Raw genomic sequence first — 14,211 nt, 5'->3', positions numbered from 1 at the left:
ACCGCCGAGTCCTATCAGGCAGCCGTCACCCTCGCCTCGCTCCTGATGTGGGCGTGACATTTGAAGACAACTCCTAGCAGGCTCCGGCGGTTTCACTCTCGGCGACGCATTCCCGATCGTGAGCACAGCACTAGGAATCGCAGCCATCGTAGCGCTGCTCACCCTGGGTGCCATTCGTACCATCACACTGCGATGAGGCCAAGATGGAGGCGATCAGGGTCACTTGGGATTGTTAACTTGACGGCTCTGTCTCACATTCAGCGAGTGGTCGGCCATCGAGTAGCCGACGATCTCGCGGGTCGCCAGGTCCAGCCAGGTCGCCAGATACAGCCAGCCCTCGTCGGTGGGGGATGTAGGTGATGTCACTGACCAGTTTCCGCTCCGGGGCGGCGGCCGTGAAGTCGCGGCCGATCAGGTCGTGAGCGGGCACCGCCTTCTTCGCCGGACGGGTCAACGACCGGCGCTTGCACCGGGTCACCCCGCAGATGTCGCGCTCACGCATGATCTGCTCCACTCGCTTGCGGTTGACCCGCCGGTCCAGCCTGCGAAGCTCGGCGTGGATGCGCGGCACCCCGTAGGTGCACCGGGAGGCGATGTGCAAGACGGTGATCTCGTGGGCCAGGGCGTCGTCGGCGGCCCGGCGGGCGGCTCCGGCCATCCAGGAGTAGAAGGAGGAGCGGGCCACCTTCAGCAGCCGGCACATCAGAGCGACTGGGTGGGTGGTCTTCTCCGCCTCGATGAACGCATACACGTCGTTCATCGATCGCTCTCCTTCGCGAAGAAGACCGCCGCTTTTCGCAGCACCTCGATCGTCTCGGCCTGCTCACGGTTCTGCCGCCTCAGCCGACGCAGTTCCTCCCGCTCCACACTTGTGAGCTCGCCCGGCGCCCCCTGCCCGCGGTCGATCATGTCCTGTTTGACCCAGTTCCGCAGGCCCTCGGCGCTGACCCCGATCTCCCGGGCCACCTCGGTGACGGTCTTGCCGGACGAGCGGACCAGCGCGACCGCGTCGCGCTTGAACTCCTCCGAGTACCGCCTGCTGCGGTTGCTTTTGCTTCCCACCTGGCACTACTTCCTCTGGAACCTCATGTCCCAGTGTCCAGGTGTCCAACATCAAGGGGAAGTCACGGACTGAGGTTCCCCCTGCCGGCCGGACAGCTTGATAGTGGGACGGATGGTCCCGGAGGAAGCAGTCACAGGTAGTGAGTAGCAAGAGCAACATGAGTAAGCGGTACACGGCCGAGTTCAAGCGGGACGCGGTCGCCTTGGCGTTGTCCTCGGAGAAGACGGTCACCGAGGTCGCGAGGGATCTGGGAGTGAGTCCGGAAGGGCTGCGCGGGTGGGTGAAGCAGGCGAAGGTCGACCGCGGTGAGGGGCCCGCCGGGGCGTTGACCACTGCGGAGCGTGAGGAGTTGGTCCGGCTGCGGCGGAAGGTCCGCGAGCAGGAGGCCACGATCGAGGTTCTGGGAAAAGCGACCGCCTTCTTCGCTCAGGACAAGATGAGGTAGACACCGTGGCACGGTGTCGTTTCATCGATGCGGAGAAGGCGTCGGAGGGTGATCCTGCAGGTCACAGTGTTGCGTTTCTGTGCCGTGTGCTGGGAGTGCCCCGTTCCACCTACTACGCGCACCGGGCGTCGCGGCCGGCCCGGGCGGTGCGGGAGCGGGCCGAGGAGTTGTTGGTGGACGAGATCCGGGTGCTGCACGCCGGATCTCGCGGTGCCTATGGGGCCCCGCGGGTCCACGCCGCCCTGCGGCGGGCCGGGCGGGTGGTGAACTCCAAGAAGATCGAGCGGCTGATGCGCAAGCACCGGATCGTCGGGATCACCCGCCGCCGGCGGCGGGGCCTGACCCGGCAGGCGAAGCGGGCGGTGTTCGCGCTCGACCTGATCGGCCGGGACTTCACCGCGCCCCGGCCCGGGATGCGGCTCGTCGGCGACATGACTGAACTCAGCACGCTGGAAGGGAAGTTGTATCTGGCGACCTGTATCGATCTCGCGACGCGCGAGGTGGTCGGTTGGGCGATGGCCGACCACCACCGCGCCGAGCTGCCGGTCGCCGCCTTGCGGATGGCGGCCGGGCGTGGCGGCCTGGAGCAGGGTTGCGTCATGTACTCGGCGGACTCAACTGGTCGTCGCAACACCTTGATCACGGAGGTATGCGAATCGGGTGAGGAACTGCAGTATGCGCCCTCAGCTCTCGCAGATGGCCAGGACGCGGAGCTTCCACCGCTGGTTCGCCGCCCCATTGTCGACCTTGGCGGTCCACCCACTTCCTGTGGACACGGGTGCGGAGTAGTGCACGTGGGTGACGGAATCGGTGACCCAGGTGCCGTCGGCCTCGTTGAGTGAGAGGACCCTGAAACCCCCGCCTGTGACGCGGCGCCCCGTAGGACAGTTCGCAGTCGCAGAGACCTCACCGGAATGGAGAACGGTCGAACTGTCCAGGATTATCGGTGTGGTTACCGTCCCCGCCGCAGCCTGACTGCCAGTTGCACCCAGGGAAACGAACGCCAATCCGCCCGTAACCACGGCGGCAACGATCAAAACCTTTGTTTTCATGAATCCAGGCTAGAAGAACTCCGGTCAGGTGGATTGAGTACCAACTGCTCACATGCAGCCCTTTCTCTCCCCAGCACGCTGCCAGACGGTTGCGCCACAGATGTCGGCGGTCAGCCACCTGCACCTGATCGAAGCGTGGGGAACCGTCTTGGTCAGCTGCTGCAGCAGCCCGCCCTCGCCGGTCAGCTGCAGACCCTTGCTCCGGGCCTGCGCGACGAGCTGCTCGATGAGCTTCTGCTCGACCGCCGCACTCTCCAACGACGGTTCCGCCTGGTCATCGGCGGTCGCGGACTCGGTCACGGTGTCAGTCACTTGATGTCTCTTCCATGATCATCAATTACACCGGTGAGCGTACAGACCCGGGTGATCAGGGAGTTCTGGGTCGGTTCGGGGATGGTCGAGTCCTCGGCCCGCCAGGAGCCCAGGGTCTTGCCGGTGGGGAAGTTCGCCGAGTGGCGGCGAAGACGCCGGGTGGCGGCGTCGCGGCCGGTGACCTCCTCGGATATCAGCAGCCGCAACACCGCGGCGGGGTCCCAGCGTTGGGCTCGGGCGGTGGCCAGGACGTCCGGGGCTGCTTTGCGCATATAGGGCAGGCGCATGCGGCGCATGAGCTTGTCGAGCTCCTCGGGCAGGGCCGGGGCCTGGGGAAACGTCATGGTCGTTAATTCCTTCGTCGGTCAGGATTGGCGCCGATAGGCTCGACGGGTGATCGATATGCAGGTGCGCGGTGACAGCGGCGACGTCATAGCCCGGGCCGAGGGCGGGTTGCGGTGGACTTCCGCTTTCGGTGATCTGAATCCGGGGCTGTTCCCGATGCTCTGAGGCCTGACTCCCTATGGGGATGCGGTCTTCAACCATCGGCAGGTGTCGCTGCTGCTGGCGGAACTCGACCGGCTCCCGGCCGCTTGCGGCGGTGACTGGGTCGGGCAGGCTTTTGTCGGCGACTGACCGCAGAGTCGTGCGTCAACTTCCTTGAAGTCGTTGCCTACTGGCCCAGGGCTTGCCAGTCGATGGTTCCGTTCTGGACAGAGTGGGCCTCGTCCGCGCGGACGACCTCGCCGACGGGCTTGCTGTCCGCAATGTGTCCCAGGATCGAGAGCAGGTCGTCGTCGGCGAAGCGCCCGGCCGTGGCCGCCAGACCGAGGGCCTGGTCGACTTTGTCGTTGCCCAGGACGGTGGCGAGCTCGACCGCGCGGGCCATCTTGGCGCGGATGCGAGTGGCGCCCGCGGGTCCGGCTTCCTTGAGCCAGCGCCCGGCCCCGGGGCCGATGCCCATGAACGCGATCTCCGCTTCCGAGCGGGGCTGCAGCCTCGGCTGGTGGATGCTGCAGCCGTCGGGGTGGTCGGGGTAGTGGGCGTCGATGCCCCGTCGACCCGCTCTCCGGCACCGTGTCCGTCCCGCGCCCCCACACCCTGCGCCGCCTGCTCGGCCAGCTCGACGGCGACGCCCTGGACCGGTGTCGGCGTACAGGTGACATACGCGAGTACGCCGACAACGGGCGATCTGTGCCTTCCTCACCGCCCGCGCCACCCCGGCCGGCCCCGGACTGCGGGCGATCGCTGTCGATGGCACGGCCCTGCGCGGCTCGCGCACCCGCGCCACCGGGCACGTCACCCTGCTCGCCGCGATGGACCACACCGGCCACGTCCTGGCCCAGCGCCAGGTCACCGACAAGAGCAACGAGATCCCCACCTTCCGGCCCCTGCTGGACAGCATCGACCCGACCGCCACGGTCATCACCGCCGACGCGCTGCACACCCAGCACGCTCACGGCACCTACCTCCGCAAGCGCGGTGCCCACTACATCGCCCAGGTCAAGGCCAACCACCCCGGCCTGTTCGACCGCGTCCGCCGTCTGCCCTGGCGCGAGATCACTCTCGACCACTACGACCGCACCCGGGCCCAGCACCGCCTGGAGATCAGACGGCTGAAGACCGCCGCCTTCGCCCACCTCGACTACCCCGATGCCCGCCAGGCCCTTCAAGTCGTGCGCTGGAGGAAGGACTACACCAGCGGCAAGCTCACCATCGAGCGCGTCTACCTGATCACCAGCCTGCCGCCCGGCGCGGTTACCGGCGCCCAGCTCGCCGACTGGATAAGAGGGCACTGGAAGATCGAAAACCTGCTGCACCACGTCCGCGACCGCACGTACCGCGAGGACGACTCCAAGATCCATGTCGGCCATCTCCCGCGCATCATGGCCGGCCTGCGCAACCTCGCCATCTGTCGGCGTCCACCGCCAGGACGGCCACACAAACATCGCCACCGCCCTACGTCACACCGCTCGCGACTGGCGAAGGCCCCTGGCCGCCCTCGGCATCACCGGATGAATCCGGACAGACCTCAATCATGCAAGGGACCCTGTCGACAACACCACCCCCGTTGCCCAGGTGACGACCGCGCCGACTCGTTCCAGGGTCCACAGGTGGGGCTTGACGCTGGTGCGATCTGTGTTTGTCATGTTCCGGTGTAGCGGCCCGGCCGATGGTTGAAGGCGAGAACGGCGTTGAGGAAGACTGCGCCCGTGGCGGAGAGCACAACCTTGAGCGGCTCGACGACGGCGAGAGACGCAACCACGATGGTCATGTCAAGGATCATTTGGATGTACCCGGCGCGCAGGCCGAGCCGTTCTTGGATGATCAGAGCGATGATATTGAAGCCGCCAAGGCTGGAGCGGTGCCGAAAGAGGACGAGTAGCCCCATCCCGGCCAGCAAATTGCCGACCAGTGCGGCATAGGCCGGGTTCACGTCGATCTTGGTGATCTCAGCAGGGTGGACGGAGGCCATGAGGCAAACAACGCCAACCGCCAGCGCAGTGCGGATCGTGAAGTCCCACCCCTTCTTCCAGACGGCGAGCACGAAGAACGGGATGTTGGTCGCGAGGAAGATCGTCCCGAGGGGCTGTTCGATTGCGTAGCTGAGCAGGAGTGCGAGGCCGGCGGTGCCGCCCGTGACAGTTCCGCTGGTTCCGAGAAGGAAGAGTCCAAGGGATGCGATGAAGGTTCCGGTGAAGATCCCCTGCACATCGTCGATCACGCGATGTCTGGTCGGCGCGATGGTCGGGGGCGTGAGGTCGCCGGTCACTGTGCGCCCCCGTTGCCGGTCATCTCGGCGAGCACGCGCAGTACGCGGTCGTTGGTAGCTGGATCGGCGAGCGTCACGCGGACCCCGTCGCCGGTGTACCCGCGGACGAGGATGGCGGCTTCCTCGAATGCCTTGGTGATTTTCTGGCGGCGGTCTTCATCGGCCCGGATCCAGATGAAGTTAGCTTGTGAATTGGGCACAGCCCAGCCGATTGCGCGGGCACGGGAGATGACACGATCGCGTTCGGAAGTGATCCGCGCTGTCCGGTCACGCATTTCGCGCTCGGCGTCGAGCGAGGCAATCGCGGCCCGCTGGGCCAAGTCGCTCACGCCAAAAGGAATGGCAGTCTTCCTCAGCGCCTCGGCTATGGGCGGTCGCGCGATCGCGTAGCCGACACGCAGGCCAGCGAGGCCGTAGGCCTTCGAGAACGTGCGCAGGACGCATACATTCTGTCCATTTCGGTAGCTCTCGATCCCGTTGGCTGAGGCAGGGTCGGTGTTGTACTCGACGTAGGCCTCGTCGAGTACAACAAGCACGTGCGGCAATCGTTCGATAGCAGCGCGGCTGATCGGCACTCCGGTGGGATTGTTGGGGGTGCACAGGAGGACGATTCGCGTGCGGTCGGTTATTGCCGCGGCCATCGCCTCAAGGTCGTGTCCTTCGTCGGGGCCGAGCGGCACCGGGACGGGGCGTGCTCCAGCAAGGGTTACGAGGAGGGGGTAGGCCTCGAAGGAGCGCCAGGCGAAGACGACCTCGTCGCCCGGATCGCACAACGAGACAATGATCTGCTGGAGCACGCCGACGCTGCCCGGCCCGGCCGCGACTTCGTCCGCCGGCACTGCGAGGTGCTCTGCGATGCGCTCACGCAGGGCCGTTGCCCCGCTGTCGGGGTACCGGTTGATGTTCGCGCCGGAACGTGCAATGACATCAAGAACGGACTGGAGCGGCAGGTAGTGGCTCTCGTTGGAGGCGAGCGGCGTGAGCGTCTCGGACTGCCCCGCCCGTCCAGCCACGTAGGGCGGCAGCGCGGAAACAGAACCACGAGGCAGGGGCGTCAGGGGCATGGCGGGATGGGTCATGACGACGATGGTCGAAGGCGGCGGGATGGATTCACAAGCCCTCCCCTCTATGCTGGGATGAATGCACACCCAAGTCACTGATTTACGGAAGGATGACAAGCATGAGGACGATCGACGCGCTCGACGCCCGTATCCTGCTTGCCCTTGACGACCATCCGGGCGCGACGATCCTGCAGCTGGCCAAAGCGATCGAGGTGTCCCGCAACACCGTGCACGCGCGTCTGCAGCGGATGGAGCGCGAGAACGTGCTGCTCGGCTTCAGCCAGCGGGTTTCGCCGGAATCCATGGGGTACACCCTCGTCGCGTTCGTGTCGCTCGCGATCAGTCAGAGAGAGGGGGCCAGCGCAGCGAACCTCCTGGAGAGGATTCCGGAGGTCGTGGAGGTCCATGCGACCAGCGGCGAGGCCGACCTGCTCGCCAAGGTCGTCGCGCGGGACACGAGGGATCTGTACCGAATTGCCAACACGATGCTTGGCATCGAAGGTGTCGTCCGTGCCAATACCGCTGTATCACTTTTGCAGGCGATGCCCAATCGGACCCGCGGCCTGCTCGAGGCGGCTGCGCACCGCGACTCCTGAAATGTGCCTGGGTGTGGACGGTCACGTACTCTGTCGCTGATCTTGTGATCGGGATACGAGCAGGCACGCGTTCGCGCGCTACGGTTCCCTGAGGCCCCTTGCCCCCGATGACGAGATCCACAGTCGTGAAGATCTGGTTGCATTCATCCGTGACCTGCACCAGGACTACCTCCATCGAGGGCAGGACTGGGAGAACTCCACCCTCGATCGCTTTCTGGAGGCCCTGGCATCATGGACCGAAGAGTCAGGTGGCTGGTACCGGAGCTTTGGCAAGGAACTCCCGGCTAACCCCGCTGACGAATCGAGGTTAATCGAGCCGACGTTGACGGCCTGGAGAAAGGCCCGACTCGACCGCAGACCCACCGGGCAGCCGGCCAAAGTCGACCTCCGCGACGTATTCAACGCGCTCCTCTACATCAACCGCACTGGAATCCCCTGGAAATACCTCCCGCACGACTTCCCCAACCACGGCACTGTCTACGCGTACTACGCCGCCTGGCGCGACGAGGGAATCCTCACCCAGCTCAACCATGACCTGACCGGCCTGGCCCGCGTAAAGGAAGGACGCAAGCCCGAACCGACCGCCTCCGTGATCGACACCCAGAGCGTGAAGACCTCCACCAATGTGCCCTTGACCAGCCAGGGAACCGACGCGGCCAAGAAGATCGTCGGCAGGAAACGGGGCATCCTCACCGACACGCTCGGACTCATCCTCGCCGTGACTGTCACCGTGGCGAGCCTGTCCGAGAACGCCGTCGGAATACAGCTCCTCGACCAGGCCAAGAAGACCTACCCGACCATCTCCAAGAGCTGGGTCGACACCGGCTTCAAGAACGCCGTCATCGAGCACGGCGCCAGCCTTGGAATCGACGTCGAAGTCGTCAATAGAAACCCGGGAGTTCGCGGCTTCCACGTTGTCAAAAGGCGCTGGGTCGTTGAGCGGAGTATTGGTTGGATTATGCTGCACCGGCGCCTCGCCCGAGACTATGAGACCCTGCCCGCCAGCTCCGAGGCCATGATCCACGTCGCCTCGATTGACAACCTCACCAAGCGCATAACGGACGAGACGACACCCTCCTGGCGAGGAACTTACTAGGGGATAAAGGGCAATTCACCTAGATCAAACGCCCTCTTAGACGTCGTCTCATTTGGTGAGCCTTCGGTAGCAGATGAGGGTGCAGGCGATGCTGGTGAAGGCCAGGAAGTGGTCGGCATTGCGCTCGTAGCGCCGGTGGAGTCGGCGGCAGCCGGCGAGCCAGGCCATGGTGCGTTCGATGGTCCAGCGATGTCGGCCCAGTCGCATTGACGACTCGATGCCCTTGCGGGCAATGCGGTGGGTGATGCCTCGCTGGCGTAACCATCGGCGCAGGTGGTCGTAGTCGTAGCCCTTGTCCGCGTGCAGTTTGGCGGGGCGCCGTCGGCGGGGTCCGCGGCGGGAGCGGATCGGCGGGATGCCACGGACGAGAGGTTCGAGGGCCTGGCTGTCGTGGAGGTTGGCGCCGGAGATGCCGATGGAGAGGGGCAGACCGGTCCGCTCGGTGATCAAGTGGATCTTTGAGCCTTTCTTGCCCCGGTCTACAGGATTCGGACCTGTCAGGTCCCCCCTTTCAGGGCCCGCATGTTCACCGAGTCGATCGCGCACCGGCTCCAGTCGAGGTCGCCGCGCCTGCCCAGCTCGTCCAGGACCAGACGATGGAGCCTGGCCCAGACCCGGGCCTTGGTCCACTCGGTGAACCGTCGGTGGGCTGTCGGCCCCGAAGGTCCGAACGACGGCGGCAACTGCCGCCAGGTGCAGCCCGAAGTGGCCACGAAGATGATCGCCGCCAGGACCTCGCGGTCTCCGTACCGTCGACGGCCACCGCCCTGCGGCCGAGACGGAGCAGGCGGCACCACCCGCTCGAACAGCTCCCACAACTCATCTGGCACCAGACGTTCAACGATCCCCACAAGGCCAGACTATCGAACAGCCCAAATGAGACGACGTCTTAGAGGTCTGTTCTCCGCCGCCGCCCAGCTCCTGCACGCCGGGCGCCGCCACTGGCTCCGCTTCACCGCCCGATGGCCCTGGACCGACGGTGATCATCTGCGCGATCGTCAGGCCCCACGCTCTCCCAAACCCCGAGCTGACCAGCAACTCCGACCGTCCCGACAACCTGCACCACTGCACCACTGCACCACTGCACCGGCGAAGTGGAATCGGAGCCCACCCGACACGAGAGCCGGGCCCTCAGCCTGTCCCAACCCCGAAAAGACCGCACCTCGCAAACGCACAGTCCCCGTCAGCACAACGACGAGGAATCATGAACGATCGAGGTTAAAGGTCGATCCCCATGGAGACGGTTTGAACGCGATAGCGTACCGTGCACAATGAATCGGAATCGCCGCTGGACGAGGATTTAGACAGCGAGAGGTCCGGCAACGTGGAATGGTTCAGGTTTCCGATGAAAAGCGTGTGTTGGCAGAGCACATCGTCCTCGGACAGCCTGTCCTTGTCCACGAACTTGTAGTCGATCTTCAGTTGGTCGCCAGGGAATGTCACCACCCTAATCTTATTGTTGTTCTTGGTGTAGGGGTGGGTCGAGTTGCAACTCGTGTAAGTGGTGCTTTCGCAGAGGAACGTATCCGAGAACTTGTGGTCGATACCTGAGGTGACCTCTCTGGGACAACTGGCCATATCGAGGTTGTTGCTAGCCCATGAGGCCGAGATCCAATCCTGGCACTTCTGGTCCTCTTCGCGCCATGCTGCAAGGTTGCGGGCGTGGTTGCTTCTGACGCTCATTCTGCCGGGAGCCTGGGATCCGGCTGTCAGGGTGCCGTAGACCTCGGCATAATTGCAATTCTCAAGAAAGTCACAATCATCGAATATCGAGCGGAATTCGTCAAATGTGATCTCTACGGTGTAGTAGTCTGGCAAGGTGTCAGCCTGAGCTGCACTTCCAGGGGCCACAAGAGCCGCTGTCATGGCAGTGATCGTGGCGATGGAGGAGGTAATCTTTTTCATGGAGTTCCAATCTCGAAGCTAGGCACCTGAGCAATTCATGAACTGGGCGGAATCTCCCCCGCTCTGCGGGACCAGGAACTCGAAGGACGGGTGCACGTTCTGGCGCTTCGGGGCGGTCGCGAGCCCTTTTGCTGCGCCGACGCAAAACGGGGTAGGAGATTCACCGTGCTCATGAAATGACGTCTTAGGCAGTCGGAGACACGGTGGTGAAGAACAAGCCATACGTGCTCGACGCGAAGTCGGCCCAACCCGGCGTCTGGTCCAGTGTCCACGGGGTGCTGCAGGAGAAGCTCTGCCCTGGTGCGACGGCCCGCGAAGGGCAGGTTCGCTTGCTGGCACCGAAGTCCGCGCTGTTGCCGACCTCAAGACCCGCGGTGTTAGTGAGGCTTCCCGTGTTGGTCACGGTTCCATAGGCGTAACTGTTGCTGCCGTCTTTGACGAGACATGCTTTCTGCCAGAACCCCGACAGATGCGGAACTGCCTGCCAGGGGCTGCAGCTCTGCACCGGCACTGCATGAGCCTGTGCTGCTGAAAGTCCGACAGCAGCGCAACTCGCCAGCACGGTTGCCGACATGATTCCGGCGAGACGTGTCAGGCGCTTCATTGAACCACTCCTATTGTGTGATTTCCTGTATTCAGACTCGGTTAGCGACCATCCGTCCGGCGCGGGGTGGATCACCGGCATCCCGGGTCGAGTCTCTTGATTCAGGTGGCGTTCCATGGTTCGCACGCAACTCGGAGTACGTATGTACGAGAGTTTCACGCATCATTAGAGCGATTATCCGACTGCCCGCGATAGAGTACTGATTACTCATGAGACGGGCAGTGGTTCCGGCTCAGGTTGGGCATCCCGCAGGACGGCTGGAAAGGCCCGAGGATGCCCATACCCACCGCGACCAACCCGCTCGTACGATCGAGCACCCCCAGGCCCGTGGAGGGGGAGCGCGCGTCAGGCCCGGGACCGTCCGTAGCGGCATTGTCCTGGGGGCTGGCCAGCGTCTTCTTCGCCCTGTACGCCACGCTGTCGATCCGGCTGCACCAGCGGATGCTCACGACCGGCTATGACCTGGGAATCTTCGAGCAGGCGGTGCGCTCCTACGCTCATGGTCGCCTGCCCGTTGCCGAACTCAAAGGCAACGGCTTCCCGCTCCTGGGCAAGGCTTCGGCGCAGTCGGGTGCTGTCCGGTTCACACTGATTTGCCGCGCCTCGCGGTGCTCCGAGAGTGGATGGGTGCATGGCCTTGACCAGCGACAATGATCCTCATGGACATTGTCGTTGAGATCCATGTGCCCCTCAGGGAAGCCCCAGGCGCTCCGGAAGGTTCCTATCCCCTCCCGTGGATTGACCAGGTCGAGGACTTCCTCGCTGAGCAGGACGCAGCGGAGGTGTATGACGATGGCGAGGAGTACGACGGGGTGTACGTCTTCTTCATCACCGGGGCCACTGAGGAGGTTCTCCTGGCCGTGGCGTCTGGCACGGCTGGGCTTGCGGGCATCCCGAGCGGAGTGTTCGCGATGGTCACCAACGACGAGGCGGAGGAGATCGGCCTCGGACGACGTGTCGAGCTGCCACTCGGTTAGGCCCTCTGCAGAACCGACGGGCGACCAGGGAATCCTCGCTCTGCCGGTTTGACGGCTCCTGGCGAACAGGACAGGCACGGCTTCCAAGATCATGGAGTTCTCTACGCCCCGTGACCTGCCTGGAAGCCCGTGCCTGCCGACGCATCATCGCTGATCCCACCTGCCCTTGACCAGCTCCGCGAGCGGCCCCAGGTTGTGCCAGGGGAGGTGCCGTGGTCTGCTGGAACGGCTGGCCGACGTGCCAGATCCCCGCGATCCGCGCGGGGTTCGGCACGCCCTGGCCGTCGTGCTCGCGCTGGCCGCGTGTGCGGTGTTGGCTGGGGCAACCTCACTCCTCGCGGTCGGCGAGTGGATCGTGGACGCACCACCGCAGGTGCTGGAACTGCTCGGCGTGCAGCCTGATCCGGTACTGCCGTGGCGGCTGGTGCCGGCAGAGGCGACGGTCCGCCGGCTGCTGGCCCGCGTCGACGACGACGCGCTGGACCGGGCCGTGGGCGGCTGGCTCGCTGACCGCCGCCCCGAGAGCTCCGGATTGCGCGGGCTGTCAGTGGACGGGAAGAGTCTGCGCGGCGCGGCCAAGGCCCGCGGCCGCAAGGTCCACCTGCTCGCCGCCCTGGAGCACACGTCCGGCTTGGTCGTGGCCCAGCTCGACGTGGGCGAGAAGACCGGCGAGACCACCTGCTTCCAGCCGCTGTTGGACACTGTCGCCGACCTGGCCGGAACCGTGGTCACCAGCGACGCGCTCCACACCCAGCGCGAGCATGCCGGATACCTCCTGGGCCGCCAGGCCCACTACATCGCGATCGTCAGGGCAACCAGAAAAAGCTGCGCAAGCAGCTCAAGTCCTTGCCCTGGCAGGAGATTCCGCTCCAGGGCCGCACCCGGGGCAGCGGCCACGGCCGCTCCGAGATCCGCCGGATCAAGGTCGCCACCGTCAGTAACCTGCTCTTCCCCGGCGCCTGCCAGGCGGTCCAGATCAAGCGCCGCCGCACCGACCGCAAGACCGGCAAGGTCACCATCGCCACCGTCTATGCGGTCACCAGCCTGACCGCCGAGCAGGCCACCCCGGCCCAGCTCGCGAAGCTGATCCGGGACCACTGGCAGATCGAGGCCCTGCACCACGTCCGCGACACCACCTTCGCCGAGGACGCCTCGCAGTTGCGGACCGGGAACGCTCCCCGGGCCATGGCGACCTGGCGCAACCTCGCCATAGGCGCCCTCCGGCTGGGCGGTGTCAGGAACATCGCCGCTGCCCTCCGCCACAACGCGCGTGACGCCCGCCGCCCTCTCGCGATCCTCGGCCTCGCGTGATCACAAAACGGATGTCAGTCGACTACGACGAAGCCCTGGCACAGAACCAGGTCTGGCTGGAGATCGTCCAGATCGCTCTCGACCTGCTGGCCTGGATGCCCTTGCTCGCCCTGACCGGCAAGGCCCGGCTCTGGGAACCCCGCCGCCTGCGACTCCGCCTGTTCACCGCCGCCGGCCAGCTCGTCACCACCGGCCGACGCCGCATCCTCCGCCTCGCCCGCCACTGGCCTGGACCCGCGAGATCACGGGCGCCCTCGAACGGCTCGCGCTCCTGCCGAACCCCGGCTGAACAGCAGATTCGCCTGTCCCACGAAAAGAGGACCCAGCCCGGAGCAGTGGAACCCGGCGCCCACCCGACGCGACACTCGGGCCGCCAGCATGTCCGCCATCAACCACAGAAAGCGAAACGGTCCACCGACTCCGTCGGCGGACCGTCATGCAAGATCGAGGTGAGCACGCTTCGGCACGGTCTCCGCCAGATCCAGTACCGCAGCAACCTTATCGACAGATGTCTCGCCGAAGCCGTCCTCACCTTGACGACATCACGGCAACAACGTCAGTAGTGTAATCAGCGGTCAGGCCGTCGTGAGACACCGGGCGGCCAGGTGGGGGGCAGTGGCCGATCCGAAGTTCAGGAACTGGCTTCTTCGACCCAGATATCTGAAACACCCCAGTAGCAGCCGCTGCCGTAATTCGGCGCCGTGAGTGATTCCCTGTACGGGTACCAGGTAGTGGTGTACGCGCTTCGGTACGTAAAGCCTGCGGTGCAGGAGACCGCGACCCTCCATTTCTTTCCAATGTATCCGGGATTCACGCTGCAGGTAGCGGACCCGAAGTTGTACCCCCAGGCCCCGTTCTCGGTATTGAACGCCGATTCGGTGCAGTTGAGGGCACCGCTCGGCGTTGTGTAGGCCGACGCCCAGGGGGCGAGGACGAGGGCGGATCCGGCAGCCAATACCGTCGTGCCGAGGACGGTGGCCGATCTCCTGACAAGCGTTCGCATGAATTCCCCTTAG

At 65.0% G+C, this 14,211-nt stretch carries 19 protein-coding genes and 3 pseudogenes; 11 read left to right on the top strand and 11 right to left on the bottom strand.

What is annotated here, in order from left to right:
- Window positions 1–232: 232 nt before the first annotated feature.
- Window positions 233–760 carry an IS3 family transposase gene (locus ACN6LD_RS37400; protein WP_445045482.1) on the bottom strand — a complete coding sequence of 176 codons (528 nt, stop codon included), beginning with the start codon at window positions 758–760 and terminating at the stop codon, window positions 233–235.
- A complete protein-coding gene (locus ACN6LD_RS37395; RefSeq protein WP_445045481.1) occupies window positions 757–1,062 on the bottom strand; it encodes a transposase in 306 nt (101 codons plus the stop codon). The genes ACN6LD_RS37400 and ACN6LD_RS37395 overlap by 4 nt, the downstream gene beginning before the upstream one ends.
- Window positions 1,063–1,220: 158 nt before the next feature.
- Between ACN6LD_RS37395 and ACN6LD_RS37390 the strand changes: the two genes are divergently transcribed.
- Complete coding sequence (locus tag ACN6LD_RS37390; RefSeq protein ID WP_060902739.1) at window positions 1,221–1,508, top strand: transposase; 288 nt, start codon at window positions 1,221–1,223, stop codon at window positions 1,506–1,508.
- A 5-nt stretch (window positions 1,509–1,513) separates the two neighbouring features.
- Window positions 1,514–2,350 carry an IS3 family transposase gene (locus ACN6LD_RS37385; RefSeq protein WP_445045480.1) on the top strand — a complete coding sequence of 279 codons (837 nt, stop codon included), beginning with the start codon at window positions 1,514–1,516 and terminating at the stop codon, window positions 2,348–2,350.
- A 258-nt stretch (window positions 2,351–2,608) separates the two neighbouring features.
- Here ACN6LD_RS37385 and ACN6LD_RS37380 read toward each other — a convergent pair whose 3' ends face one another.
- The 3 genes from ACN6LD_RS37380 to ACN6LD_RS37370 all read right to left on the bottom strand — a co-directional run bounded on the left by ACN6LD_RS37380 (window position 2,609) and on the right by ACN6LD_RS37370 (window position 3,836).
- A complete protein-coding gene (locus ACN6LD_RS37380; protein WP_445045479.1) occupies window positions 2,609–2,872 on the bottom strand; it encodes a hypothetical protein in 264 nt (87 codons plus the stop codon).
- Entirely contained in the window at window positions 2,869–3,216 is a 348-nt protein-coding gene (locus tag ACN6LD_RS37375; protein WP_445045478.1) for a hypothetical protein, read from the bottom strand. Before ACN6LD_RS37375 ends, ACN6LD_RS37380 begins: the two co-directional genes overlap by 4 nt.
- Window positions 3,217–3,545: 329 nt before the next feature.
- On the bottom strand, window positions 3,546–3,836 hold the full coding sequence (locus tag ACN6LD_RS37370; RefSeq protein WP_445045477.1) for a hypothetical protein: 291 nt from the start codon (window positions 3,834–3,836) through the stop codon (window positions 3,546–3,548).
- A 226-nt stretch (window positions 3,837–4,062) separates the two neighbouring features.
- Between ACN6LD_RS37370 and ACN6LD_RS37365 the strand changes: the two genes are divergently transcribed.
- Window positions 4,063–5,034: an ISAs1 family transposase gene (locus ACN6LD_RS37365; RefSeq protein WP_445045487.1), complete on the top strand. Its 972-nt coding sequence runs from the start codon at window positions 4,063–4,065 to the stop codon at window positions 5,032–5,034.
- Here ACN6LD_RS37365 and ACN6LD_RS37360 read toward each other — a convergent pair.
- Together ACN6LD_RS37360 and ACN6LD_RS37355 are read right to left on the bottom strand one after the other, a co-directional pair.
- Window positions 5,019–5,645 (bottom strand): YitT family protein, encoded by a 627-nt coding sequence (locus ACN6LD_RS37360; RefSeq protein ID WP_445045476.1) that lies wholly within the window; start codon window positions 5,643–5,645, stop codon window positions 5,019–5,021. The two genes, ACN6LD_RS37365 and ACN6LD_RS37360, sit on opposite strands and share 16 nt — an antisense overlap.
- Window positions 5,642–6,724 (bottom strand): histidinol-phosphate transaminase, encoded by a 1,083-nt coding sequence (locus ACN6LD_RS37355; protein WP_445045475.1) that lies wholly within the window; start codon window positions 6,722–6,724, stop codon window positions 5,642–5,644. Before ACN6LD_RS37355 ends, ACN6LD_RS37360 begins: the two co-directional genes overlap by 4 nt.
- Window positions 6,725–6,825: 101 nt before the next feature.
- Here ACN6LD_RS37355 and ACN6LD_RS37350 point away from each other — a divergent pair, with 101 nt between their 5' ends.
- The 3 genes and pseudogenes from ACN6LD_RS37350 to ACN6LD_RS37340 all read left to right on the top strand — a co-directional run bounded on the left by ACN6LD_RS37350 (window position 6,826) and on the right by ACN6LD_RS37340 (window position 8,398).
- Entirely contained in the window at window positions 6,826–7,302 is a 477-nt protein-coding gene (locus tag ACN6LD_RS37350) for an Lrp/AsnC family transcriptional regulator (RefSeq protein WP_445045474.1), read from the top strand.
- A gap of 88 nt (window positions 7,303–7,390) precedes the next feature.
- Window positions 7,391–7,582: pseudogene (locus ACN6LD_RS37345) on the top strand (DUF7660 family protein); the annotation flags it as partial.
- 30 nt (window positions 7,583–7,612) lie between these two features.
- The gene (locus ACN6LD_RS37340; protein ID WP_445045486.1) at window positions 7,613–8,398 is read left to right on the top strand and encodes an IS5 family transposase; all 786 of its coding nucleotides are present in this window, start codon (window positions 7,613–7,615) and stop codon (window positions 8,396–8,398) included.
- 48 nt (window positions 8,399–8,446) lie between these two features.
- Here the strand turns inward: ACN6LD_RS37340 and ACN6LD_RS37335 are convergent.
- From ACN6LD_RS37335 to ACN6LD_RS37325, 3 genes are all read right to left on the bottom strand, one after another.
- Window positions 8,447–9,243 (bottom strand): IS5 family transposase gene (locus ACN6LD_RS37335; RefSeq protein ID WP_445045485.1). Its coding sequence is split into 2 segments (ribosomal slippage): window positions 8,447–8,905 and window positions 8,908–9,243, totalling 795 coding nucleotides; the frame shifts between segments, so codons are not numbered across the junction.
- A 373-nt stretch (window positions 9,244–9,616) separates the two neighbouring features.
- On the bottom strand, window positions 9,617–10,303 hold the full coding sequence (locus tag ACN6LD_RS37330; protein WP_445045473.1) for a hypothetical protein: 687 nt from the start codon (window positions 10,301–10,303) through the stop codon (window positions 9,617–9,619).
- A gap of 184 nt (window positions 10,304–10,487) precedes the next feature.
- Window positions 10,488–10,907, bottom strand: coding sequence for a hypothetical protein (locus ACN6LD_RS37325; RefSeq protein ID WP_445045472.1), 420 nt, complete (start codon window positions 10,905–10,907; stop codon window positions 10,488–10,490).
- A 372-nt stretch (window positions 10,908–11,279) separates the two neighbouring features.
- Between ACN6LD_RS37325 and ACN6LD_RS37320 the strand changes: the two genes are divergently transcribed.
- The 5 genes and pseudogenes from ACN6LD_RS37320 to ACN6LD_RS37300 form a co-directional block, all read left to right on the top strand.
- Entirely contained in the window at window positions 11,280–11,561 is a 282-nt protein-coding gene (locus ACN6LD_RS37320; RefSeq protein WP_445045471.1) for a DUF2079 domain-containing protein, read from the top strand.
- 5 nt (window positions 11,562–11,566) lie between these two features.
- Window positions 11,567–11,884 (top strand): hypothetical protein, encoded by a 318-nt coding sequence (locus ACN6LD_RS37315; protein WP_445045470.1) that lies wholly within the window; start codon window positions 11,567–11,569, stop codon window positions 11,882–11,884.
- A 238-nt stretch (window positions 11,885–12,122) separates the two neighbouring features.
- Entirely contained in the window at window positions 12,123–12,932 is an 810-nt protein-coding gene (locus tag ACN6LD_RS37310) for an ISAs1 family transposase (protein WP_445045484.1), read from the top strand.
- A pseudogene (locus tag ACN6LD_RS37305) lies at window positions 12,860–13,036 on the top strand (ISAs1 family transposase); the annotation flags it as partial. The gene ACN6LD_RS37310 and the pseudogene ACN6LD_RS37305, both read left to right, overlap by 73 nt.
- A gap of 197 nt (window positions 13,037–13,233) precedes the next feature.
- A pseudogene (locus ACN6LD_RS37300) lies at window positions 13,234–13,484 on the top strand (transposase); the annotation flags it as partial.
- Between the two features lie 342 nt (window positions 13,485–13,826).
- Here ACN6LD_RS37300 and ACN6LD_RS37295 read toward each other — a convergent pair.
- Window positions 13,827–14,198: a hypothetical protein gene (locus tag ACN6LD_RS37295; protein WP_445045469.1), complete on the bottom strand. Its 372-nt coding sequence runs from the start codon at window positions 14,196–14,198 to the stop codon at window positions 13,827–13,829.
- Between the last annotated feature and the right edge of the window lie 13 nt (window positions 14,199–14,211).

The sequence above is a fragment of the Streptomyces sp. SAS_272 genome, assembly GCF_052543235.1.
Note: the sequence above shows the minus strand (reverse complement) of the source record. Positions and strands in the feature narration are given on the sequence as shown.

Coding starts and splice junctions, on each gene's coding strand:
- ACN6LD_RS37400 (WP_445045482.1), bottom strand. CDS start 760: ATGAACGACGTGTATGCGTTCATCGAGGCGGAGAAGACCACCCACCCA.
- ACN6LD_RS37390 (WP_060902739.1), top strand. CDS start 1,221: ATGAGTAAGCGGTACACGGCCGAGTTCAAGCGGGACGCGGTCGCCTTG.
- ACN6LD_RS37375 (WP_445045478.1), bottom strand. CDS start 3,216: ATGACGTTTCCCCAGGCCCCGGCCCTGCCCGAGGAGCTCGACAAGCTC.
- ACN6LD_RS37370 (WP_445045477.1), bottom strand. CDS start 3,836: ATGGGCATCGGCCCCGGGGCCGGGCGCTGGCTCAAGGAAGCCGGACCC.
- ACN6LD_RS37355 (WP_445045475.1), bottom strand. CDS start 6,724: ATGACCCATCCCGCCATGCCCCTGACGCCCCTGCCTCGTGGTTCTGTT.
- ACN6LD_RS37350 (WP_445045474.1), top strand. CDS start 6,826: ATGAGGACGATCGACGCGCTCGACGCCCGTATCCTGCTTGCCCTTGAC.
- ACN6LD_RS37330 (WP_445045473.1), bottom strand. CDS start 10,303: ATGAAAAAGATTACCTCCTCCATCGCCACGATCACTGCCATGACAGCG.
- ACN6LD_RS37325 (WP_445045472.1), bottom strand. CDS start 10,907: ATGAAGCGCCTGACACGTCTCGCCGGAATCATGTCGGCAACCGTGCTG.
- ACN6LD_RS37315 (WP_445045470.1), top strand. CDS start 11,567: ATGGACATTGTCGTTGAGATCCATGTGCCCCTCAGGGAAGCCCCAGGC.
- ACN6LD_RS37295 (WP_445045469.1), bottom strand. CDS start 14,198: ATGCGAACGCTTGTCAGGAGATCGGCCACCGTCCTCGGCACGACGGTA.